Origin of the sequence: Micromonospora sp. NPDC047707 (assembly GCF_040704235.1) — a bacterium.
Lineage (GTDB): Bacteria > Actinomycetota > Actinomycetes > Mycobacteriales > Micromonosporaceae > Micromonospora.
Genome location: NZ_JBEYSU010000002.1, coordinates 235438 through 256997 on the forward strand (window position 1 = coordinate 235438; position 21560 = coordinate 256997).

The 21560-nt window shown below is 74.3% G+C and carries 18 protein-coding genes and 1 pseudogene; 15 read left to right on the forward strand and 4 right to left on the reverse strand.

Annotated elements, in window-relative coordinates:
- Window positions 1–27: 27 nt before the first annotated feature.
- Both AB0873_RS03315 and AB0873_RS03320 read left to right on the forward strand, forming a co-directional pair.
- Window positions 28–1464 (forward strand): MFS transporter, encoded by a 1437-nt coding sequence (locus AB0873_RS03315; protein WP_366598221.1) that lies wholly within the window; start codon window positions 28–30, stop codon window positions 1462–1464.
- Complete coding sequence (locus AB0873_RS03320; protein ID WP_366598222.1) at window positions 1461–2933, forward strand: aminotransferase class V-fold PLP-dependent enzyme; 1473 nt, start codon at window positions 1461–1463, stop codon at window positions 2931–2933. The genes AB0873_RS03315 and AB0873_RS03320 overlap by 4 nt, the downstream gene beginning before the upstream one ends.
- A gap of 78 nt (window positions 2934–3011) precedes the next feature.
- Here AB0873_RS03320 and AB0873_RS03325 read toward each other — a convergent pair whose 3' ends face one another.
- Window positions 3012–3971: a hypothetical protein gene (locus tag AB0873_RS03325; protein WP_366598223.1), complete on the reverse strand. Its 960-nt coding sequence runs from the start codon at window positions 3969–3971 to the stop codon at window positions 3012–3014.
- A gap of 215 nt (window positions 3972–4186) precedes the next feature.
- Between AB0873_RS03325 and AB0873_RS03330 the strand changes: the two genes are divergently transcribed.
- Entirely contained in the window at window positions 4187–4768 is a 582-nt protein-coding gene (locus AB0873_RS03330) for an NADH-quinone oxidoreductase subunit B (protein ID WP_155330189.1), read from the forward strand.
- Window positions 4769–4961: 193 nt separating this feature from the next.
- Window positions 4962–6278, forward strand: a complete 1317-nt coding sequence (locus AB0873_RS03335; RefSeq protein WP_366598224.1) for a DUF2252 domain-containing protein — start codon at window positions 4962–4964, stop codon at window positions 6276–6278.
- Between the two features lie 41 nt (window positions 6279–6319).
- Here the strand turns inward: AB0873_RS03335 and AB0873_RS03340 are convergent, their stop codons facing one another.
- Window positions 6320–7366, reverse strand: a complete 1047-nt coding sequence (locus AB0873_RS03340) for a glucose 1-dehydrogenase (protein WP_366598225.1) — start codon at window positions 7364–7366, stop codon at window positions 6320–6322.
- 109 nt (window positions 7367–7475) lie between these two features.
- On the opposite strand from AB0873_RS03340, the pseudogene AB0873_RS03345 reads away from it, so the two are divergent.
- A pseudogene (locus AB0873_RS03345) lies at window positions 7476–8057 on the forward strand (NADH-quinone oxidoreductase subunit C); the annotation flags it as partial.
- A gap of 353 nt (window positions 8058–8410) precedes the next feature.
- A complete protein-coding gene (locus tag AB0873_RS03350) occupies window positions 8411–9373 on the forward strand; it encodes a complex I subunit 1 family protein (protein WP_366598226.1) in 963 nt (320 codons plus the stop codon).
- Window positions 9374–9426: 53 nt separating this feature from the next.
- Here the strand turns inward: AB0873_RS03350 and AB0873_RS03355 are convergent, their stop codons facing one another.
- Window positions 9427–10446, reverse strand: a complete 1020-nt coding sequence (locus AB0873_RS03355; protein ID WP_366598297.1) for a glutathione S-transferase C-terminal domain-containing protein — start codon at window positions 10444–10446, stop codon at window positions 9427–9429.
- Window positions 10447–10631: 185 nt separating this feature from the next.
- Between AB0873_RS03355 and AB0873_RS03360 the strand changes: the two genes are divergently transcribed.
- The 9 genes from AB0873_RS03360 to AB0873_RS03400 all read left to right on the forward strand — a co-directional run bounded on the left by AB0873_RS03360 (window position 10632) and on the right by AB0873_RS03400 (window position 20489).
- Window positions 10632–11279, forward strand: a complete 648-nt coding sequence (locus AB0873_RS03360; protein WP_366598227.1) for an NADH-quinone oxidoreductase subunit I — start codon at window positions 10632–10634, stop codon at window positions 11277–11279.
- On the forward strand, window positions 11276–11866 hold the full coding sequence (locus AB0873_RS03365; protein WP_366598228.1) for an NADH-quinone oxidoreductase subunit J: 591 nt from the start codon (window positions 11276–11278) through the stop codon (window positions 11864–11866). Before AB0873_RS03360 ends, AB0873_RS03365 begins: the two co-directional genes overlap by 4 nt.
- On the forward strand, window positions 11863–12210 hold the full coding sequence (nuoK, locus tag AB0873_RS03370) for an NADH-quinone oxidoreductase subunit NuoK (RefSeq protein WP_366598229.1): 348 nt from the start codon (window positions 11863–11865) through the stop codon (window positions 12208–12210). The genes AB0873_RS03365 and nuoK overlap by 4 nt, the downstream gene beginning before the upstream one ends.
- Window positions 12207–14159, forward strand: a complete 1953-nt coding sequence (locus AB0873_RS03375; protein ID WP_366598230.1) for an NADH-quinone oxidoreductase subunit L — start codon at window positions 12207–12209, stop codon at window positions 14157–14159. The genes nuoK and AB0873_RS03375 overlap by 4 nt, the downstream gene beginning before the upstream one ends.
- A gap of 114 nt (window positions 14160–14273) precedes the next feature.
- Window positions 14274–15800 carry an NADH-quinone oxidoreductase subunit M gene (locus AB0873_RS03380; protein ID WP_366598231.1) on the forward strand — a complete coding sequence of 509 codons (1527 nt, stop codon included), beginning with the start codon at window positions 14274–14276 and terminating at the stop codon, window positions 15798–15800.
- Between the two features lie 104 nt (window positions 15801–15904).
- The gene (locus AB0873_RS03385; protein WP_366598298.1) at window positions 15905–17446 is read left to right on the forward strand and encodes a proton-conducting transporter membrane subunit; all 1542 of its coding nucleotides are present in this window, start codon (window positions 15905–15907) and stop codon (window positions 17444–17446) included.
- 129 nt (window positions 17447–17575) lie between these two features.
- Window positions 17576–18448 carry a zinc metalloprotease HtpX gene (htpX, locus tag AB0873_RS03390; protein ID WP_366598232.1) on the forward strand — a complete coding sequence of 291 codons (873 nt, stop codon included), beginning with the start codon at window positions 17576–17578 and terminating at the stop codon, window positions 18446–18448.
- Window positions 18449–18588: 140 nt separating this feature from the next.
- Complete coding sequence (locus tag AB0873_RS03395; protein ID WP_366598233.1) at window positions 18589–19848, forward strand: MFS transporter; 1260 nt, start codon at window positions 18589–18591, stop codon at window positions 19846–19848.
- A 170-nt stretch (window positions 19849–20018) separates the two neighbouring features.
- Window positions 20019–20489 carry a GNAT family N-acetyltransferase gene (locus tag AB0873_RS03400; RefSeq protein ID WP_366598234.1) on the forward strand — a complete coding sequence of 157 codons (471 nt, stop codon included), beginning with the start codon at window positions 20019–20021 and terminating at the stop codon, window positions 20487–20489.
- A gap of 101 nt (window positions 20490–20590) precedes the next feature.
- Here the strand turns inward: AB0873_RS03400 and AB0873_RS03405 are convergent, their stop codons facing one another.
- Window positions 20591–21559: a DUF6596 domain-containing protein gene (locus AB0873_RS03405; RefSeq protein WP_366598235.1), complete on the reverse strand. Its 969-nt coding sequence runs from the start codon at window positions 21557–21559 to the stop codon at window positions 20591–20593.
- Window position 21560: the final 1 nt, after the last annotated feature.

A 21560-nucleotide genomic window follows, 5' to 3' on the forward strand; every position in this document is an offset into this window, starting at 1 on the left:
GTCATAACGTGAGTAACATTCGGCGTCATGGACGCGCCGCCGGCTGGGACAGGCTCGCCCGCCGGCGGGGTGCTGCCGCGGCGGGTGCACGCCGGGTACGCGCTCGGCTCGCTCGCCACCGGCGCGTTCGGCACGGTGCCCGGGCTGCTCCTGCTGCCGTACCTGACCGACACGCTCGGCGTCGCGGCGGGCGTGGCCGCCCTGCTCGTGCTGCTGCCGAAGGCGTGGGACGTGCTGGTCAACCCGGTCGCCGGGCGGATCTCCGACCGCACCCGCTCCCGGTGGGGCCCCCGCCGGCCGTACCTGCTGGGCGCCGGCATCGCCCTCGGCGTGCTCTTCGCCGCGATCTTCGCCGCGCCGTTCGGGACCGGGGCGGCGGCCGGCCCGTACGTGGCTCTCGCCTTCCTCGCCACCGCCACCGCGTTCGCCTTCTTCCAGGTGCCGTACGTGGCGATGCCGGCCGAACTGACCGGCGACTACGCCGAACGTACCCGGCTGATGACCTGGCGGATCGCGGTGCTGGCGCTGGCCATCCTGGTCTCCGGCGCGGTGGCGCCGCTGGTCCGGGACGCGGGCGGCGGCGGCCTGGCCGGGCACCGCTGGATGGGCGTCTTCGTCGCCGGCCTGATCGTGCTCGGTGCGGTCGGCGCCTTCCTCGGCACCCGTTCCGCACCCGCCGGCACGGCCGCGGAGAGCGAGCCGACGCTGCGCGCGCAGCTCGCGGTGGCCGGTCGCAACCGGGCGTTCCGGGCACTGCTGGTCTGCTTCGTGATCCAGTCCGCCGGGGTGGCGACGATCCTGGCCGGCGTGGACTACTTCGCCACGCAGATCCTGCGCGACCCGGAGGGCGGGCCGACGGTCCTGTTCGTCTGCTTCGTCGGGCCGGCCCTGCTGGTGATGCCGCTGTGGAACCGGGTCGGGCGGCGGTTCGGCAAGCTCGCCGGGCTGGTCGCCGCGTCCCTGATCTTCGCCGCCGGCGCGCTGGCGCTCGTCGCCGCTCCTGTGCTCCCGGCCGTCGGCATCTACCTGCTGGTCGCGCTGATCGGCGTCGGGTACGCGGGCCAGCAGGTCTTCGCGCTCGCCATGCTGCCGGACTGCATCGCGTACGACGAGGCGCGCACCGGGCGGCGGCAGGCGGGCGTGTTCACCGGCCTGTGGACCGCGGGGGAGACCTTCGGCCTGGCGCTCGGCCCGGGCATCTTCGGGCTGGTGCTGCAGTTCTCCGGCTACGTCCCCTCGGACACCGGCGCGGCGGCCGCCCAGCCGGACAGCGCCCGCCTGGGCATCCTCCTCGGCTTCACGGTCCTCCCCGCGCTCCTGGTGGCGGCGGCCACCCTCCTCCTGCGCCCCTACGACCTGACTCCGGCAGCGCTCGCCGCCGCCGCGCCCGACTCCGGCGATCGCGGAGTCGTGCTGGCGACGGAGGCCGCTCACCACTACAGAGAGGGCACCACAACTCCATGATCGACGAGAGCGGGCTGCCCGCGCGCGGGTTGCCCGCCGAGCGGGTTCTCCAGGAGATCCGGGCACTGCGCGACGCCGACCGGCCGACGCACGGAGGGCGGCTGTTCGCGTACGTCTACGACCCGGCGGTGGACGGGCTGGAAGCCCTGACCGCCGCCGCGCACGCCGAGAGCGCCCACGTCAACGGGCTCGACCCGACCGCGTTCCCGTCCCTGCTCGCGATGGAGAACGCGCTGGTCGGCGCGGCGGCCCGGCTGCTCGGCGGCGGCCCGGGCACCGGCGCGCCGGACGTCGTCGGCAACGTGACCAGCGGCGGCACCGAGTCGCTGATCCTGGCGGTGAAGGCCGCCCGGGACGCCCGCCCCGACCTCACCGAGCCCCGGATCGTGGTTCCGGCCACCGCCCACGCCGCCTTCGCCAAGGCGGCCCACTACCTTCGGGTGGCCCTGGACATCGTGCCGGTGCCGGCGGAGACGCTGCGTCCCGACCCGGCCGCCGTCGCCGCCGCGATCCGGCCGGAGACCGTGCTGGTCGCCGCCTCCGCGCCGTCGTACGCGCACGGCGTCGTCGACCCGGTCGCCGAGGTCGCGGAGACCGCCGCCCGCGCCGGGGTGCGCTGCCACGTGGACGCGTGCTTCGGCGGCTGGACCCTGCCCTGGCTGCGCCGTCTCGGCGAGCCGGTGCCGCCGTTCGACTTCACCGTGCCGGGCGTCACCTCGATCTCCGTCGACCTGCACAAGTACGCGTACACCCCGAAGGGCGTGTCGGTGCTGCTGCACCGGGACGCGGCGCTGCGGGCACCGCAGTACTTCGCGTACGCCGACTGGCCCGGCTACACGATGGTCAACCCGGTGATCGCCTCCACCCGCTCCGGCGGGCCGATCGCCGCCGCGTACGCCACCCTCCGGCACCTGGGGGAGGACGGGTACCTGCGGCTCGCGTCGCTGACCCGGGACGCGGTCGCCGGCCTGGCCGACGCCGTGCGCGGGGTCGAGGGGCTGCGGCTGATGACCGAGCCCGAGTCCACCGTCGTGTGCTTCACCAGCACCGGGCCGGAGCTGGACCTCTTCGTGCTCGTCGACGAGCTGGCCGCCCGGGGCTGGCACACCCAGCCGCAGCTGTCGTACGCCGGGCTGCCGGTGAGCGTGCACCTCACGGTGACCGCGTCGGTGGCGCCGCAGGTGGCCGGCTTCGGCCCGGACCTGGCCGACGCCGTGGCGGCGAGCCGAGCGGCCGGGCCGGTCCGGCTCCCGTCGGAGCTGCTCGCCCTCGCCGGGGCGCTGACGCCGGAGACACTCACGGCGGACCTGGTGGCCGGCCTGGCGGCCGGGCTCGGACTCGGGGCCGGCGCCGCTCCGGTGCCGGACCGGATGGCGACCGTGAACACCCTGCTCGACGCCGCACCGCCGGCGCTGCGTGAGCGGCTGCTGGTGGAGTTCGTCGGGCTGCTCCAGCGGCCGACCTGGTGACACCGTCGAGGCTGGGGGACACCCCGACAGGACGGAGCCGGGGTGGCCGCACGGCCCCCCGGCTCCACCATCGCGGTCTCAGCTCGCGGCGGCCACCGTCACGGTGAACGAGGCCGTGTTGTCCGCCGGGTCCGGGTCGGGGACGACGTTCCCGTCCCACATCGTGTCGAGGTCGAACGTCACCGTGCCCAGCGCGCCGGGCACGGTCCCCGGCTCGGCGCGCAGGAGCACGTCGAAGGTGCGGGTCTCACCGTCGATGAACTGCTCACCCGGCACCGCGAACCAGGTGAAGAAGCTCGGCAGGTCCTGCGGGTCGGTCCCCCAGATCATGACCCCCGCGGGCAGGCCGGTGGCCTCGACCGAGAGGTGCTCGTGCGCCGCGTCCCCGTCCCAGGTGACGGTGGCCGGCAGCCGCCCGAGGTAGCTGCCGTCCTCCTGCGGGGTCAGGGTGACCGCGCCGGCCGTGGTGATCGACACGTCGGCCTGCTGGTCCTGGACGTACGGGACCGGGTTGCGCAGCGAACCGGTGGTGGACCGGAACAGCGTGTTGAACCGCTCCCGGTCGGCGACGTCGTCACGGCCGTCGCCGCTGTTCACCGAGACCCGGCCACCCTTGGTGATCATCGCGACGTCCCGGGTGGGGGTGAGCGCGTGGAAGTTCACCGAGAAGGTCCGCCGTTCGCCCGGCTCGAGGAGCGACCCCGGCACCATGCAGTTGATCTGCCGCCGGTTGTCCACCAGCCCGTTGAAGACGCAGGCCTCCTCCGGCGTCAGCCCCTCGAACGAGCCGCCGACCGGCTCGACGAACGTGACGCTGTAGTAGGTCGCGGTGGTGCCGAGGTTGGTCACGGTGACTGGCAGGCTGCCCCGGTAACCGCGGTCGGTCGGGTCGAGTACGAGGCGGCCCGCTTCGATCGAGGCGGTGGCCGGGGCGGGCGCCGCGACTGCGGGCGATGCGGTGGCGACGGCGGCGAGGGCCAGGGCCGAGCCGGCCAGGCCGGCGAGCAGCCGCCGTCGGGTCGAGGTCGTGCTGGACATGCGTTGTGTCCTCCCCGTGGAGTCCGTGCCCGGATCGGGCATCGATGGGAACCGTACGTGTCTGGCCGACGGTCCGAGGTCCCGCGGGACTAATCGGACCGTGAGGTGGCCCGGCGTACGGGTCACACGCCTCGACGCCGGCGCCGGTTGCGCGGGTTGTCCTCCGGCCGTTGTGGTTGACTGTCAGATCGGGAACAGGCGAGGGGAGGCCCGAGGTGCAGTTGCCGGCGGTGCTCGGGGAGCCGATCCGGTTCGTCCTGAACTGGGGCCGCCGCTACTCGCTCTGGGTCTTCAACTTCGGCCTCGCCTGCTGCGCCATCGAGTTCATCGCCACCAGCATGAGCCGGCACGACTTCATGCGCCTCGGGGTGATCCCGTTCGCCCACGGTCCCCGCCAGGCGGATCTCATGGTGGTCTCCGGCACCGTCACCGACAAGATGGCGCCCGCGATCAAGCGGCTGTACGACCAGATGCCCGAGCCGAAGTACGTCATCTCGTTCGGCGCCTGCTCGAACTGCGGCGGGCCGTACTGGGACTCGTACTCGGTGACCAAGGGTGTCGACCAGCTCATCCCGGTCGACGTCTACGTGCCGGGCTGCCCGCCCCGGCCGGAGGCGCTGCTGCACGGCATCCTGCGCCTCCAGGAGAAGATCGCCGCCGAGAGTTCCGGCGTGGGCGGTGTCGCCCGCCCGGACGCGCTCGCCCCGCCGGTCCCCGCCCCGCCCCGCGACGGCACCGGGCCGCGCTCGGCCGAGTCCCTCACCGCCCCGCCGGTCCGCCCGCCCGCGTCGGCCTGACGCCCCGGGGCCCGCGTCGAAGTCCCGGGCGGGCCTGCGGCTCCGCCCCGGCTCGACCGGGGACTTCGACACCGGCCCTGGCGGCCCGGAGCCCGCGCCGGCCGCAGCGGGCGGGCCGGTGACCGATCCGGTGAGGCGGACTGGGCGGTCGGCCGACGGCTCGGGGTGGTCGGTGGGCGCTAGCGTGCGCACCATGACCGACTCCGCGGACCGGCGTTCCGCCTTCATCGTCGACGTGCTCACCGAGGAGTTCGGGGAGTCGATGGCGCTCGACCCGGCGGCGTTCCGCCGCAAGTTCCGCAAGATGGCGGCCTCGCCGTTCGCCTTCTACCGGGGCAGCGCCGCCCTCTTCTACGCCGACCAGCGTGGCGACTTCGCCGACGACGCGTTCCTGGACGGGCGGACCAGCCGGGTGTGGATCCACGGCGACCTGCACACGGAGAACTTCGGCACGTACATGAACGCCTCCGGGCAGCTCGTGTTCAACGTCAACGACTTCGACGAGGCGTACGTCGGGCCCTTCTCCTGGGACGTGAAGCGCTTCGCGGCGAGCGTGGCGCTCCTCGGGTACGCCAAGGCGCTCTCCGACGACGTGATCAGCGACCTGGTCGGCGTCTTCGCCCGGTCGTACCTCGCCGAGCTGCGCGGCATCGCCACCGGCGGGGACGACGCGATCGGCTCGATCACCCTGGCCACCGCCGACGGGGTGCTGCTGCGGGTGCTCCAGCAGGCCCGGCTCAACACCCGGGTCGAGCTGCTGGCCGGGCAGACCACCATCGACAACTACGAGCGGCGGTTCTCCCTCGGCGACGGGGTCTTCGAGATCGACCGGGACACCCGGGACAAGGTCTGCGCCGCCTACGAGGACTACCTGGACACCCGGCCGCCGTCGGCGGCGAAGTTGCGGCCGGTCGCCGCGCAGATCAAGGACGTGGTGCTGCGCAAGGGGGTGGGCATCGGGTCGGCCGGGCTGCCGTCGTACAACCTGCTGCTGGAGGGGCACACGCAGGCTCTGGAGAACGACGTCGTCCTCTACATGAAGCAGGCGCAGGTGCCGGCGGTGGCGCGGCACATCACCGACGAGACGGTGCGCGGCTACTTCCGGCACCAGGGGCACCGCACGGCCGAGTCCCAGCGGGCCCTGCAGGCGTACGCGGACCCGTGGCTGGGCTTCACCGAGCTGGACGGGGTCGGCCAGCTCGTCGCCGAGGTGTCCCCGTACGCGGCGGACCTCGACTGGGCCGACGTCAACGAGCCGGAGGAACTGGCCAACGTCCTCGGCCACCTGGGCCACGCGGTCGCCCGGATGCACTCGGTCGCCGACGACGAGTCCAGCCACGACCTGGTCGACTACTCCACCGAGGAGGCGATCGTGGCCGCGGTGGGTGACGACACCGACGGGTTCGTCGCGCACCTGGTCGAGTTCGCCCACCGGTACGGCGTCCGCACGCGGCAGGACCACCAGCTCTTCGTGGACGTGTTCCGCAACGGCCGGCTGCCCGGCATCTGAGCGGGGCGTGCCGGCCGTCCGGTGCGGCCGGCCGGCGCCGCTCAGGAGGTGAGGTCCAGCATCACCTTGATGTCCTCACCGGTGTGCTCGTACGCCATGGCGAAGTCGGACATCGGCACCCGGCGGGTGATCAGCGAGTTGAGCCACGACTGGTCGGCCCGGGCCAGTGCCTCGGCGGCCTGGTCCCAGTGCCGGCGGTTGGCGTTGACGGAGCCGAAGACGACGTTGTTCTCCAGCACCAGCTCCCGGTTCAGGGCGCCGGCGTCGAAGTCGATGGTGCGGCCGCCGCTGGAGACGCCGGTCAGGCACACGATGCCGTTCGGTCCGACCTTGCACATTGCGTCCAGCACCACCACGGGCGCGCCGGTGCACTCCACCAGCACGTCCGGGTTGAAGTCCAGCTCGTTCACGGGCGTCGTGTGGTACGTGGCGCCCAGCGCCCGGACCAGGTCCGGCTTCGGCCCCGTGGTGTTCCGGTCGAGCACGTGCACGGTCAGTCCGCGTTGGGTCCCGAGCAGCGCCGCCAGCAGGCCGATCGGTCCGGCGCCGGTGATCAGCACGGTCTGCGGGTTCCACTCGGCGCGGTTGCCGATCCGTTCGATGTGGTCCCACGCCTTGGCGACCACGCTGGCCGGCTCCAGGAGCATCCCCACCGGAGCGAGGACGGGGTCGAGCCCCACGGCGAACTTCGGCTGCACCCGCCACCGCTCCCGGGCGAAGCCGGGCAGCCCCTTGATGCCGTGCTCGGTGTACCGCCCGTTGCGGCACATGTCCCACTCGTCGACCGCGCAGTTGGGGCAGGGCACCGGGTCGGGGTGCCGCACCACGCCGGCCACCAGGTCGCCGGGTTCCAGGGCGCCCGTCGGGTCCTCCAGCACCCGGCCCAGCGCCTCGTGCCCGATGACCAGCCGTTCCTGGCCCGGTGGGGCCTCGCCGTAGTGCCCGGCGATGATCTCCAGGTCGGTGCCGCAGATGCCCACCGCGAGCGCTTCGACCAGGATCGCTCCCTCCTCGGGGGCCGGCTCGGGCCAGTCGTCCAGGAGGCGCAGCGAGTCGGGGACCCCGGGAGCCACAGTCACAGCGCGCACGGCCCTCATCTTTCCCCGGGCGGCGGCGGTGCGCCTCCGGAATGCGGCAGAAGCCGCCGGGGCGGGCGGCCCGACGCGCCGCGTCGGCTCCGGTCATAGGATCAGCGGCATGACTCCGGAGGAGGTCGGCCAGCGGCTGGCCGCGCTGCTCGCGCCGGCCGAGGTCACCACGTCGGTCTCCGGCGGCCAGGAGCACGCCCGTGCCACGGTCGACGTGCCGCCGGCGAGCTGGCCCGACGCGCTGCGCGCGGCCCGCGACGACACCGAACTGGCCTGCGACTTCTTCGACTGGCTCTCCGCCGTCGACGAGCTCGCGGGCGGGTTCGACGTGGTCGCCCACCTGTGGTCCACCACCCGCCGGCACGGCCTCCTGCTGCGCACCCGGGTGCCCCGGGACGCGCCGGCGGTCCCCTCGGTGGTCCCCGTCTACCCGGGGGCGGCCTGGCACGAGCGCGAGACGCACGAGATGTTCGGCATCGACTTCGGGGGCCATGCCGATCTGAAGCCGCTGCTGCTGCCGCCGGAGTTCGAGGGGCACCCGCTGCGCAAGGAGTTCGTCCTCGCCTCCCGGGTCGCCAAGCCCTGGCCGGGTGCGAAGGAACCGGGCGAGTCGGAGGCCGGCGGGGGCCGCCGCCCGATCCGCCCGCCGGGCGTACCCGCCCCGGGCGAGTGGGGCACCACGCCCGCGCCCGCCGGGGCGGCCGGCGTCGGTGAGGGCCCGCGCGGCGGGGTGCCGGCCCGGCCGGCCCGGGAACGACCCGCGCGACCTGCGCCGGGCGCCCGCCCTGCGCGTACCCCTCGGCCCGACGGCCCGGCGCCCGCCGACCCGCGCGCGCCCGGCGCCGCCGCGGAGCCACCCGCCGAGGCCGGCGCTTCCCCGGCCGCGCGGGGTGACCGGCCGGCCGGGACCGACACCGGTCCGCTGCCCGGCGCCACGGGTGGGCCCGGCGACGGTCCGGCGCGCTCGGGCCCGCCGGCCGACCGCCCGTCGCCGAGCGGACCGGCGGCGACCGAGCGGGCCGACGACGACGGAGGTACGACCTGATGCCGCTCTGGGTTGAGCTGCTGCTACGGGTGGGCGGGGTGGTGGTCGCCTTCCTCACCCTGCCGCTGCTCGTCGGTCAGGCCGAGCACAAGGTGATGGCCCACATGCAGGGGCGCCTCGGCCCGATGTACGCCGGCGCCTTCCACGGCTGGGCGCAGCTCATCGCCGACGGCGTGAAGTTCGTGCAGAAGGAGGACGTGACGCCCCGCGAGGCGGACCGGCCGGTGTTCCGGCTCGCCCCGGTCGTCGCCCTGGTGCCGTACCTGCTGGTGCTGCTGGTCATCCCGCTCGGGCCGGGCGACCTGGTCGGGCAGCCGCTGGACATCGGGCTCTTCTTCGTCCTGGCCGTGGTCGGCGTCGGCGTCGTGGCGGTGCTGATGTCCGCGTGGGCGTCGGCCAACAAGTACAGCCTGCTCGGCGGGCTGCGCGGTGCCGCCCAGCTGCTCGGCTACGAGCTGCCGCTGGTGCTCGCCGCCGCGTCGGTGGCGATGGCGGCCGGCACGCTCAGCCTGCCCGGCATCGTCGAGGCGTGGCAGCCGTGGTGGCTGCTCTGGCAGGCCCCCGCCATGATCATCTTCTTCGTGGCCGGGCTCGCCGAGATCCGGCGGCCGCCCTTCGACATGCCGATCGCCGACTCGGAGCTGGTCTTCGGCTACCTGACCGAGTATACCGGGCTGCGGTTCGCGTTCTTCCTGCTCGCCGAGTACGTGGGGATCGTGGTGATCGCCGCGTTGACCACGGTGCTGTTCCTCGGCGGCTGGCAGGGCCCGTTCGCCGACGCGCAGCTCGGCTGGCTCTGGACGCTGCTGAAGGTCTTCGCGGTCAGCTTCGTCATCATCTGGCTCCGGGTGAGCTACCCGCGCCTGCGCGAGGACCAGCTCCAGCGCCTGTGCTGGCTGGTCCTGGTCCCCGCGTCCCTGGCCCAGCTGGTCCTGACCGCGGCGGTCCGCGTCGCCCTGTGAGGAAGGGCCCCCTGTTAACGCCTGCGGTAGGGAAAGGGTCCCTTCCCAACACCTCAGCGCAGCGGGGTGTGGGCGGGGTCGACGCGTTCCGTCACCGGCGGCGGGGGCGGGGGAGTGCCGTCGCCGAAGGGGCGACCGCCGAGTTCCTCGCGGTTGTGCGGCGTCAGCCAGTTCGACAGGTCGGGGCCGAGCGGGACCACACCGGTCGGGTTGATGTCGCGGTGCACCTCGTAGTAGTGCCGCTTGATCTCGTCGAAGTCGATCGTGTCGCCGAAGCCGGGCGTCTGGAACAGGTCCCGCGCGTACGCCCACAGCACCGGCATCTCGGTCAGCTTGCTCCGGTTGCACTTGAAGTGGCCGTGGTACACCGGGTCGAAGCGCGCCAGCGTCGTGAACAGCCGCACGTCCGCCTCGGTGATTGTGGCCCCCACCAGGTAACGCTGCCCGGCCAGCCGGTCGCTCAGCCAGTCCAGCCGGTCGAACAGCCGCCGGTACGCCTTGTCGTACGCCTCCTGACTGCCGGCGAAGCCGCAGCGGTAGACGCCGTTGTTGACGTCGGCGAAGACCACCTTGTTGACCTCGTCGATCTCGTCCCGCAGCCGCTCCGGGTAGAGGGCGGGTGCCCCGTCGCGGTGGTACGCCGTCCACTCCGTCGACAGGTCGAGGCTCATCTGCGCGTAGTCGTTGGTCACCACCTGCCCGGTCGGCACGTCGACCAGCGCCGGCACGGTGATGCCCCGGTCGTACCCGGGGAAGCGCTTGAAGTACGCGTCCGCCAGCCGTTCGATGCCGAGCACCGGGTCCCGCCCACCCGGGTCCAGGTCGAACGTCCAGCTCCGCTTGTCGTGCGTCGGGCCGGCCAGCGCCAGGGAGATGGCGTCCTCGAGGCCGAGCAGCCGCCGGACGATGACCAGCCGGTTGGCCCACGGGCAGGCGCGGCTGGCGGCCAGCCGGTACCGTCCCGGCTCCACCGGCCAGCCGTCGCGCCCGTCGGCGGTGATCCGGGTGGCGATGTAGCGCTGGTCCCGGGTGAACTCGCCGCCCGGCTCGACGTACTTCCCGCCGGTGCGCATGAGCACCTCTTCGTTGCTGGCCGCCGCCGTACCCTCGGTCACGCCGTCTCCTCCGATGTCCGCGAGCCCTCGTCCCATCATGGCCGCCGCCGGGCCGGCGGGCGCGCCGACCGCGCGGATCGCCCGCCCGGATCAAGGCACCGACCCCCGGGTGGTGGTCGCGCGCGCCGGGGGCACAGGGCAGGATGGTCGGCATGAGCGACCCCAGCGAGCGCACCGACGCCGGCGAGCGCGGCCTGCCCGGGGCGGGCCTGGTCAAGGGGCTCGCGGTCACGTTGAAGACGATGACCCGCCGCTCGACCACCCAGCAGTACCCGGATGTCGCCCCCGAGCTGCCGCCGCGTTCCCGCGGGGTGATCGCACTGCTCGAGGAGAACTGCACGGTCTGCATGCTCTGCGCGCGCGAGTGTCCGGACTGGTGCATCTACATCGACTCGCACAAGGAGGAGGTGTCGGTGCCCGGCGCCGCCCGCCCCCGCCAGCGCAACGTGCTCGACCGGTTCGACATCGACTTCTCGCTCTGCATGTACTGCGGCATCTGCGTCGAGGTCTGCCCGTTCGACGCGCTCTACTGGTCGCCGGAGTTCGAGTACGCCGAGTACGACATCAAGGATCTCCTGCACGACAAGGACCACCTCGGGCAGTGGATGGGCAGCGTGCCGCCGCCGCCCGCGCACGATCCGAACGGTGAGCCGGCCAAGGAGGAGAGCGCCGCCGCGCGCAAGGCCGCGGTCCCGGCGAGCCCCGCCGCCCGTCCGGCCGTCCCGGCGGTACGCCCCGAGCCCGGTCCCGCCGGAGACGCCACCGGCGACGGGGAAGGCGCCGTGTCGTGACCGCCGCGGACGTGCTGCTGCTCGCCCTGGGCGCGGTGGCGGTCGGCTCCGGTGTCCTGGTGGTCGCCACGAAACACCTGGTCCGAGCCGGCCTCTACCTGGTGGTCTGCCTCGGCGCGGTGGCCGGGATCTACCTGGTGCTCACCGCCGAGCTGGTGGCCTGGGTGCAGGTGCTGATCTACGTCGGTGCCGTGGTGGTGCTGCTGCTGTTCGCGGTGATGCTGACCCGCGCCCCGATCGGCGCCTCCGACGACCTGGACCGCCCGGGCTGGCCGGCCGCCCTGATCGGCGGCGGCACCGGGCTCGGGCTCGCCGCGCTGCTGGTCGACGCGTACCGGTGGTCGTCGGTGGAGCTGCCCGCGCCGGGCACCGCGGGCCGCATCGGCGACCAGATCTTCCGCAGCTGGGTGCTGCCGTTCGAGGTGCTGTCGGTGCTGCTGCTCGCGGCCCTGGTGGGGGCGATCATCCTGTCCCGGCCGGACATCGGCCGCCCGCCGGGCGACCGGGCCGCCGGCAGCGGCCGCTCCGGCGTCCCGTCCGGCCGCACCGACGCCGCACCGGCCGCCGGGGACGGGCGGTCGCGATGAGGCCGGTCATCCCGTACGTCACCGCCGCGCTGCTGTTCGGTCTCGGCGTGTACGGCGTGCTCCGCCGCCGCAACGCGGTCCTGGTGCTGATGGCGGTCGAGCTGATGCTCAACGCGGTGAACCTGGTCCTGGTCACCGCCGACACCACGGTCCGGTCGGAGCTGCCGCACGGCGGCCAGGTCTTCGCGCTGTTCGTGATCGTGCTGGCCGCCGCCGAGGTCGGCGTCGGGCTGGCCATCGTGCTCCAGCTGTACCGGCTGCGGGCCAGCGTCGCCGTGGACGAGGTGCCGCTGACCGAGCCGCCGTCCCCGGCCGGCGCCGGCCGGATCGGGGCGCAGCGGTGAGCACACCCGTCCTGCTCGGCGCGCTGCTGCCCGCCGTACCCCTGGTGGCCGGCCTGCTCGGCCTGCTCCTCCCACCCGCGCCGCGTCGCGTGGCGGCCGGTGAGGCGCCGGCGCGGCGGGTCGCCGTCGCGCTCGGCGTGGCCGGCGCCGCGACCTCCCTGCTGCTGGCGCTGGCGCTGCTGGCCACCCTCGACCGGCAGACCGAGGCCTCCTGGACCTGGGTCGACCTCGGCGGGCTGACCGTCTCCCTGGGCGTCCGGCTCGACGGGGCGGTGGCGCTGGTGGCGGTCGCGGTCGCCGCCGTGGCCCTCGCGGTGCAGGTCTACTCGATCGGCTACCTCAAGCGCGGCCCGCACGACGACGTCGACGTCGACCACCGCTACCCGCCGTACGCGGCGCAGGTCAGCCTCTTCACCGCCGCGATGCTGCTGGTGGTGGTCTCCGGCGACCTGATCCTGCTGCTGGTGGGCTGGGAGGTGATGGGCATCTGCTCGTACCTGCTGATCGCCCACGACCGCCGGCTGCCGGAGGCGCCCGCCGCCGCGATGAAGGCGTTCCTGGTCACCCGGGTGGGTGACGTCGGCTTTCTGCTCGGCATCGCGCTGCTCGGCGTCTCCGCCGGCAGCTTCCGGATCGCCGACGTGCTCAACCACGACCACCCCACCGGGACGCTCACCGCCGCCTGCCTGCTCCTGCTCGCCGGGGTGGCCGGCAAGAGCGCCCAGTTCCCGCTGCACACCTGGTTGCCGGACGCGATGGCCGGCCCCACCCCGATCTCCGCGCTGATCCACGCCGCGACGATGGTGGCGGCCGGCGTGTACGTGGTCGCCCGCCTGTACCCGCTCTTCGCGCAGGCGCCGGTCACGCTGGCCGTCCTCGGCGTCCTGGCCTCGGTGACCCTCCTGCTCGGCGCGCTCGCCGCCACCGCGCAGGACGACCTGAAACGCGTGCTCGCCTGGTCGACGGTCTCCCAGATCGGCTACATGACCGGCGCCCTCGCGGTCGGCGCGCCCGAGGCGGCGCTGTTCCACCTGCTCACCCACGCCGCCTTCAAGGCGCTGCTCTTCCTCGCCGCCGGCGCCGTGATCCACGCGGTCGGCACCACTCTGATGTCCCGGATGGGCGGCCTCCGGCGCCCGATGCCGGTGACCTTCTGGTGCACGGTGATCGGCCTGGGCGCGCTGGCCGGGCTGCCGCCGCTCGCCGGTTTCTTCAGCAAGGACGGCGTCCTGTACGCGGCGGAGCAGGCCGCCCTGCACGGCGCCGGCCCGACCGCCGCCTGGGTCGGCTGGCTGGTCTGGCTCGCCGGGCTGGTCGGCGTCGCGGTCACCGCCTGGTACGCCACGCGGCTCCTGCTGCGCACGTTCCTCGGCGAGGCCCGCACCCCGCTGGTCGAGCCGCACGACCCGCCCGCGGTGATGCGCTGGCCGGTGCTGCTGCTCGCCGTCCCGGCCGCCCTGCTCGGCCTGGCCGGGTTCGCCGGGGCGTTCGCCGAGCGGCTCCGGCCGGTGCCGCCGGCCACCCGGGAGCAGCCGTCCGACCTGCTGCCGGCCGAGCCGCTGGTCCATTTCGGCCCGGCGGTGCTGCTTCCGCTCGCCCTGCTGGTGCTCGGTGCGGGCCTCGCCTGGGCGCGCTGGCGGCGGAACCCGGCCGGCGACCCGGCCGCCACGCTGGGCCCGCTCCGGCCGCTGTTCGCCCGCGCGTTCCGGCTCGACGACGTCCAGCACACCCTCGTCGTACGGCCGGCGACCGTGCTCGCCGCGGCCACGCGTACCGCCGACGAGGTGGTGGTGGACGGCGCGGTCACCGGCAGCGGCCGGGCCGTGCTCGGCCTCGGCGGCGGGCTGGCCGCGCTGCACCGGGCCGCGCTGCCGCGGGCCGCCGCCGGCGTGCTCGCCGGCGCGCTGCTGATCGGGCTGGCCGCCGCCCTGATCGGAGGCGTGGCGTGAGCGCGAGGAGTGAGCTGGGGTTGCGAGCCCCGCAGTCGCGAACTGAGGTGGCACCGTGAGCGCGAGGAGTGAGCTGGGGTTGCGAGCCCCGCAGTCGCGAACTGAGGTGGCACCGTGATCCTCGGTGAGTTCCTGCTGGTCGCGGTGCTGGCGGTGCCGGCGCTCGGCGCGGCCGCGGTGGCGGCGATCCCGCACGACCGGGCGGCCCGGGTGGTCGGCGTGGTGGCCGCCGCGCTGACCCTGCTCGCGGCGGTGCCGCTGCCCGTCGGCCGCGAACGCGGCTGGTTCGCCTACGCGCCGCTGCCGCCCTCGCCGGAGGCCGCGGTGGCCATCCACCCGTGGCACCAGGTCGACGCGCCCTGGGTGCCCGGCCTGGACCTGCGCTTCCACCTCGGCGTCGACGGGATCTCCTGGCCACTGGTGGTGCTGACCGCGCTGCTCACCCTGCTCTGCTGCTACTACACCCTCTGGAAGGTGCCGGAGGGCGGCAGCGGCCGGGCCCTGGTCGCGCTGCTGCTGGTGATCGAGGTCGGCATCCTCGGCACCTTCCTCGCCTTCGACCTGGTGCTGTTCTTCGTCTTCTTCGAGGTCGTCCTCCTGCCCATGTACGCGGTCATCGCCGGCTGGGGCGGGCCGGACCGGCGGCGGGCGGCGCGGAAGTTCGCCCTCTACACCCTGTTCGGTTCGGTACTGCTGCTGGTCGGCGTCTTCGTGGTGGTCGCCGCCACCGGCACGGCGGACCTCCTGGCGCTCACCGGCAGCGCCGGGATGTCCCGGGGCACGCAGCTCGCCGCGTTCACGCTGCTGGCGCTCGCCTTCGCGGTGAAGAGTCCGCTGTGGCCGCTGCACTCCTGGCTGCCCGACGCGCACACCCAGGCACCCACCGTCGGCAGCGTCATCCTCGCCGGGGTCCTGCTGAAGATGGGCACGTACGGGCTGATCCGCATCGCGGTCGGTGTCGCGCCCGAGGGCGCCCGCTGGGCCGCGCCGGTGCTCGGGGTGCTCGCCGTCGCGGCGATCCTGGTCGGCGGGCTGGTCTGCCTGGCGCAGACCGAGCTGAAGCGGCTGATCGCGTACTCCAGCGTCGGGCACATGGGCTTCGTGCTGCTCGGGATTGCCACGCTCACCGCCACCGGTCTGCAGGCGGCCCTGATCGGCAACGTCGCGCACGGCGTGATCACCGGCCTGTTGTTCTTCCTGGCCGGTGCCGTCAAGGACCGTACGCACACCGGCGACCTGGGCGACCTGTCCGGGCTGCGGGAGACCGCTCCCCGGCTGGCCGGGCTGCTCGGCTTCGCCGCCGTCGCCTCGCTCGGGCTGCCCGGGCTCGCCGGCTTCTGGGGGGAGGCGTTCGCCGTGGTGGCCGCGGTGCAGGTCGGTGGGGCGCTGTGGACCACGCTCGCCGCTCTCGCGGCGGTCGGCGGGGCGCTCACCGCCGCGTACTTCCTCCGGTTGCTGCGTCAGGTCACCCACGGGCGGCCCAGTCCCGCCGTCGCGCGGCTCACCCCGGGCCTGGCCGGCGCGGAGTTGGCCGCCTGGGCGCCGCTGGTGCTGCTCGCGCTCGCCGTCGGCCTCGCCCCGACGCTGGTGCTCGGCGTCGCCGAGGCCCCGGTCACCGCCCTGTTGGAGGTCCTGCCGTGAGCGCGAGGAGTGAGCTCGCGAGCCCCGCAGTCGCGAACATCGCGGACACCGTGAGCGCGAGGAGCGAGCTCGCGAGCCCCGCGGTGGCGAACATCGCGGAGACCGTGAGCGTGGTGCAGAGCGTCGACAACGTGGCGCTGCTCCCGGCGTACCTGGCCGCCGGCACCGCCGTGCTGGTGCTGCTCGCCGACCTGCTGGTCGCCCGCGCGCGGGTCACCGTGGCGGCCGCCGCGCTGGGCGCCACCGCCACGGTGGTCGGTGCCGTGCTCGTCGGGTCCGGTGGGGAGCGCCGCACGTTCTGCGTGGGCTCCGACTGCTCGTACGTCTTCGGCGGCCGGGCCGCCCTGGTCGCCGTGGTCGTCGCGCTGCTCACCCTCGGGGTGCTCGGCTTGTCCGGGCCGCTGCTGCGGGCCGGGACGTCGCCGGCCGGGGAGTACTGCTTCCTGCTCGCCGCGTCGATGACCGGGGGCGTGGTGCTCGGGGCGGCGGGCGACCTGATCACCCTGGTCGTGGCCCTGGAGACCCTGACCCTGCCGCTGTACGTCCTGGTCGGGCTGCGGCGGGGGAGCCTGGCCAGCATCGAGGCGGCGGTGACGTTCTTCGTGGTGAGCGTGGTGGCGACCACGCTCACGCTGCTCGGTGCGGCCCTGCTCTACGCGGCCACCGGGGCGCTGCACCTCGGGCGGCTCGGAGCGCTGTTCGCGGAGCGGCCGGAGCTGCTGGACCTGCCGCTGACCACCGCCGCCGTCGCCCTGGTCGTGCTGGGGCTGGCGTTCAAGGTGGCGGCGGTGCCGTTCCACGCCTGGGCGCCCGCCACGTACGACGGCGCGCCGCTGCCGGTGGCCGCGTACCTGTCGACGGCCTCGAAGCTCGGCGGGGTGGTGGCCCTGCTGGCCGTGGTGCAGCGCGCGCTGCCGGCGGAGGTCACCGGCCCGGTGCTCGCCCTGCTCGCGGTGCTCACGATGACCGTGGGCAACCTGGTGGCGCTGCGTCAGCGGCGCACCGTCCGGTTGCTCGCCTGGTCGTCGGTGGCCCAGGCCGGTTACGTCCTCGCCCCGCTCGGCGCGCTGGCCCTGGCCGCGGGCCGCACCGACGACGCCCGGGCCGCCGCGTACGCGGCCGCCGTCGCGTACGCCGTCTTCTTCGTGGTCCTGGAGCTGGGGGCCTTCGCGGCCGTCGTGGCGCTGCGCCCGGCCGGCGCGGACGGCGGCACGCTCGACGACCTGCGGGGCGCGGCCCGCCGGCGGCCCTGGCCGGCGGTGGCGCTCGCGCTGGCGCTGGTCGGCCTCGCCGGGCTGCCGCCGGGGCTGGCGGGGCTGTTCGCGAAGGTGACCGTGGTCCGGTCGCTGCTCGACGGCGGCGCCGGCTGGCTCGCCCTGGTGGTGGCGGTCAACGCGGTGATCGGCCTCGCCTACTACCTGAAGGTCACCGCCGCGCTCTGGGCCGCCCCGGTGCCCGTCGCCGGTTCGTCGGCCGGGCCGGCCGCGGCGGCGCCCGGCGAGCGGGTGACGTCCGACCCCTTGTCGGCCTATTCGGCGCCGGCCGGGCGGGCCTGGGCGGTGGCGGCGGTGCTGGCGGTGGCGACGGCGGCGGCCCTGGTGCTCGGCGTCGCGCCGCAGCTCGTCCTCGACCTCGCCGCACGCTGACCCGGCGCGGCCGGCGGCCGCCGGGCGCGCTCCCAGCCATTTCACAGCCATACGACGGATGGTTGACGGGTACCGGTGGTGTTGAACCGGTCAGCGGATCCCCTCGATCCGCGCACCGAAGGAGTGATCGTGCACCACAACCGTCTGAAGACCGCCGCGCTGCTCGGCCTGCTCACCGCGTTGATCCTGGCGGTGGGCTACTGGTTCGGCGGCAGTGGCGGCCTGGTCATCGCCGTCGTCCTCTCGCTGGTGATGAACGGCGTCAGCTACTTCTTCTCCGACAAGCTCGCGCTGCGCGCGATGCGGGCGCAACCGGTCAGCGAGGCACAATTCCCCGAGCTGTACCGGATGGTGCGGGAACTGGCCACCGAGGCCCGGCAGCCGATGCCGCGCCTGTACGTGAGCCCGACGTCCCAGCCCAACGCGTTCGCGACCGGTCGTAACCCGCAGAACGCCGCTGTCTGCGTCACGCAGGGGATCGTCGAGATCCTCGACTACCGCGAGCTGCGCGGTGTGATCGGGCACGAACTGTCGCACGTCTACAACCGCGACATCCTCATCTCCAGCGTGGCGGCCGGCCTGGCCGGCATCATCACCGCGCTGGCGAACCTGGCGTTCTTCATCCCCCTCGGCGGCGGGGACGACGAGGACGCCCCGAACCCGGCGGTCCTGCTGCTGACCATCATCCTGGGCCCGATCGCGGCCACGCTGATCCAGCTCGCGATCAGCCGCAGCCGGGAGTTCCAGGCGGACGCCTCCGGCGCCCAGCTCACCCGGGACCCCCTGGCGCTGGCCAGCGCCCTCAAGAAGATCCACCGGGGGACGCAGCTACGACCGCTGCCGCCGCAGGGTCAGCTCACCAGCACCGCCCACCTGATGATCGACAACCCGTTCAAGGGCGGGGGTGTGGCGGCGCTCTTCTCCACCCACCCCCGGATGGAGGAGCGGGTCGCCCGGCTGGAGCGGATGGCCGCCAGCTCGGGCCCGGTCCAGTACCGCTGATCCACCGACACCCCGCACCCCGCGTCCGCACCGGGCGCGGGGTGCGGCCGTGTCCGGGGTAGGCGATAACACGTTTCTCGTCAGGCTCGCCGACGTTAGGGTCGAGACGGCTCCCACTCATTACATTCCGGAGGTCGACCGTGGCCGCACTGCGCCAGTACCTGGGCGTCTGGCGGATCCCCGGTGCGCCGATGCTGCTGGTCACCGGCATCCTCGGTCGGCTCGGGATCGGCATGACGCCGCTGGCGTTGCTGCTCGTCGTCGAGCAGGTCACCGGCCGCTACTCCCTCGCCGCCGTCGCCGGCGGCATCTACGCCCTGTCCGGTGCCGCGCTCAGCCCGGTCGCCGGGCGGATCGCCGACCGGGTCGGCCCGAGCCCGGTGCTGCTCGGTACCGCCGTCGCCCACCCGCTGGCCCTGCTCGCGCTGCTCTGGGCGGCCCGCACCGAGTCGGTCGGCCTCGCCGTCGTCTTCGTCGCCGCCGGCCTGGCGGGCGCCACCTACCCCCCGTTGACGGCCGCGATCCGGGGCGCCTGGAACGACCTGACCGCCCCGGCCACCGGCCGGTGGCACCTGCGCAACACCGCCCTGGCGGCCGAGACCACCCTGTTCGAGCTGGTCTTCGTGCTCGGCCCGCTGCTGGTCGCCGGGTTCGTGCTGCTCGCCGACGCCGGCGCCGCCCTGATCGGCGCTGCCGTGGTGACCTTCGCCGGCACCACCGCCGTGGCACTCGGCCGGGTCATGCGCGGCTGGCGGCCGCACCCGAGCGAGCACCGCACCAGAGGGCTCGGCCCGCTGCGCGTCGCCGGCTTCCCGGCCCTGCTGGTCTGCGTGGCGAGCCTCGGCATCGCCTTCGGCGCGGCGGGCGTCATCGTGCCGGCCTTCGCCACCGACTACACCGCCGACGACCCGGACAGCCTCGCCGGCCTCCTCCTGGCCGTCTGGGGCATCGGCAGCGCCCTCGGCGGCCTGTGGTTCGGCACGCGCCGCCCGGCGAGCGCCATGAGCCGGCAGTTCGCCCTGCTCCTCGCGGCCGTCGCGGCCAGCTTCGCCGTGTTCGCGGTGATGCCCACCCCGGCCGCGCTGGGCACCGCCCTGGTGATCGGCGGGGCCACCATCGCGCCGGCGCTCACCCTGGAGAACACCCTGGTCGGGCGGATCTCGCCGACCAGCATGCTGAACGAGGCGTACACCTGGGTGGTGACCATGTCGGTCGGCGCGAGCGCGGCCGGTGGCGCGGTCGCCGGCCTGATCGTCGACCACGCCGGCGGCGTGCCCTGGGCGTTCCTGTTCGCGGGGGCGGCCGTCGCCGTCGGGGCCGTGGTCGCGGGCCTGCCCGCCGGCCCCGTCGCCCGCGCGGAGGCCCACGCGGTACGCACCGAGCAGCCCGTCCCCGCGTGACCCGCGCCGGGACGGGTACACCATCCGGATGTTCGTCTTCTTCTCGAACCGGATCGGCTGCCTGGGCTCGCTGCTGATCAGCGCGGTCCTCACGGTGATCCTGCTGCTGGTCTTCGCCACCTGAGCGGGTAGCATCTGCCGCCCGGTCACGGCGGCGGAGGCGGTGCGCGGTGGAACTGACGGCGTTCGGATCGCCCCATGCGGCGAGCGTGGCCGGCTGGGCCCGGTCGGCCGAGGAGACACGGCGCTGGTGCTCCCGGGACGAGGTGACGCCCGAGGTGGTCGCCGGCTGGTCCGCCGCCCCCGACGTGGTCGCGTACGTCGCCGTCGTCGACGGTGAGCCGGTCGCGTACGGCGAGCTGTGGCTCGACGACGAGGAGGCCGAGGTCGAGTTGGCGCGCCTGATCGTCGCGCCCGCGTACCGTGGCCGGGGGCTCGGCCGGGAACTGGTCGGCCGCCTGACCGCGGCGGCCCTCCGCCACCACCCGGCCGTGTTCATGAGGGTGCACCCGGACAACGAGCCGGCGCTGCGCTGCTACGCCGGCGCGGGGTTCGTGCCGGTGCCCGCCGAGCAGGCCGCGGAGTGGAACGCCGGGCAGCCGGTCCCGTACGTCTGGCTCCGCCACGCGGCCAGCGTCTGACCCTCGCCCCCGCCGCCGGCCCGCGGCATTCCGCGTACCCCGCCGTTCATGCCGTCGGCGGACCCGGACGGCATCCGGCGGCGCAACTGGCCGCCACCGCGCTACGCCCAGCTGAGGCGTTGGCGGAGCAGGGACCGCTCGGCCGGGTTGGCGGCCAGGGCGAGGGCGCGTTCGTCGGCGGCTCGCGCCCGGGCGGCGTCGCCGAGGTCGCGGAGCAGTTCGGCCCGGGTGGCGTGGAACAGGTGATAGTCGTTCAGGTCGCCGGCCAGGGCGTCGACTTCGGCGAGCGCGGCTGCCGATCCGGTGACGTAGCGCAGGGCGATCGCCCGGTGCAGGCGGGTGACCGGTGACGGTGCCAGGTGCAGCAGCATGTCGTACAGCACGGCGATCTGGGCCCAGTCGGTGTCCTCCCACCGGGCGGCGTCGGCGTGGCAGGCGACGATGGCGGCCTGCAGCTGGTACGGCCCCGGTCGTTTCCGCGCCGCCGCCCGGGCGATCAGCCGGCCGGCGTCGGTGATGGCCTCGCGGTTCCAGCGGGACCGGTCCTGGTGCTGGAGCTGGACGATCTCGTCGTTGTGATCGAAGCGGGTGCTCGTCCGGGCCCGGTGGAGCCGGATCAGGGCGAGCAGGCCGGCGACCTCCGGTTCGGTAGGCATGAGTTGGTGCAGTAGCGCGGCGAGGATCTCGGCGTCGTCGGCCAGGTCCCGGGACTGGGCGTGGTCACCGCCGGTGGACAGGTACCCCTCGTTGAAGAGCAGGTAGATCACCGCGAGGACCTCGGCGAGGCGGGAACCGAGGTCGTCCGCCGACGGGATCCGGTACGGGATACCCGCGTCGCTGATCTTCCGCTTTGCGCGGGTGATCGGCTGCCCGACGGTGCTCTCCGGGACGAGGAACGCTCGTGCGATCTGCGCGGAATCGGGCTCGCTGGCGCCGTCATGGCGTTCCTCCTCTTCGTTGGTGGTGCCCTCACCAACGAAGACGACGGAAAGGTGGCCGGATCCGACAACCGACCGGGTCCAGCCAACTCCGGCGCAGCTCGTGCGGGGAGTTCCTGCTGGAAGGTGCATC

Coding starts and splice junctions, on each gene's coding strand:
- AB0873_RS03325 (WP_366598223.1), bottom strand. CDS start 3,971: ATGTCCAGCACGACCTCGACCCGACGGCGGCTGCTCGCCGGCCTGGCC.
- nuoK (WP_366598229.1), top strand. CDS start 11,863: ATGAGGCCGGTCATCCCGTACGTCACCGCCGCGCTGCTGTTCGGTCTC.
- AB0873_RS03405 (WP_366598235.1), bottom strand. CDS start 21,559: ATGCACCTTCCAGCAGGAACTCCCCGCACGAGCTGCGCCGGAGTTGGC.
- AB0873_RS03360 (WP_366598227.1), top strand. CDS start 10,632: ATGGTCGGCATGAGCGACCCCAGCGAGCGCACCGACGCCGGCGAGCGC.
- AB0873_RS03315 (WP_366598221.1), top strand. CDS start 28: ATGGACGCGCCGCCGGCTGGGACAGGCTCGCCCGCCGGCGGGGTGCTG.
- AB0873_RS03355 (WP_366598297.1), bottom strand. CDS start 10,446: ATGCGCACCGGCGGGAAGTACGTCGAGCCGGGCGGCGAGTTCACCCGG.
- AB0873_RS03335 (WP_366598224.1), top strand. CDS start 4,962: ATGACCGACTCCGCGGACCGGCGTTCCGCCTTCATCGTCGACGTGCTC.
- AB0873_RS03320 (WP_366598222.1), top strand. CDS start 1,461: ATGATCGACGAGAGCGGGCTGCCCGCGCGCGGGTTGCCCGCCGAGCGG.
- AB0873_RS03350 (WP_366598226.1), top strand. CDS start 8,411: ATGCCGCTCTGGGTTGAGCTGCTGCTACGGGTGGGCGGGGTGGTGGTC.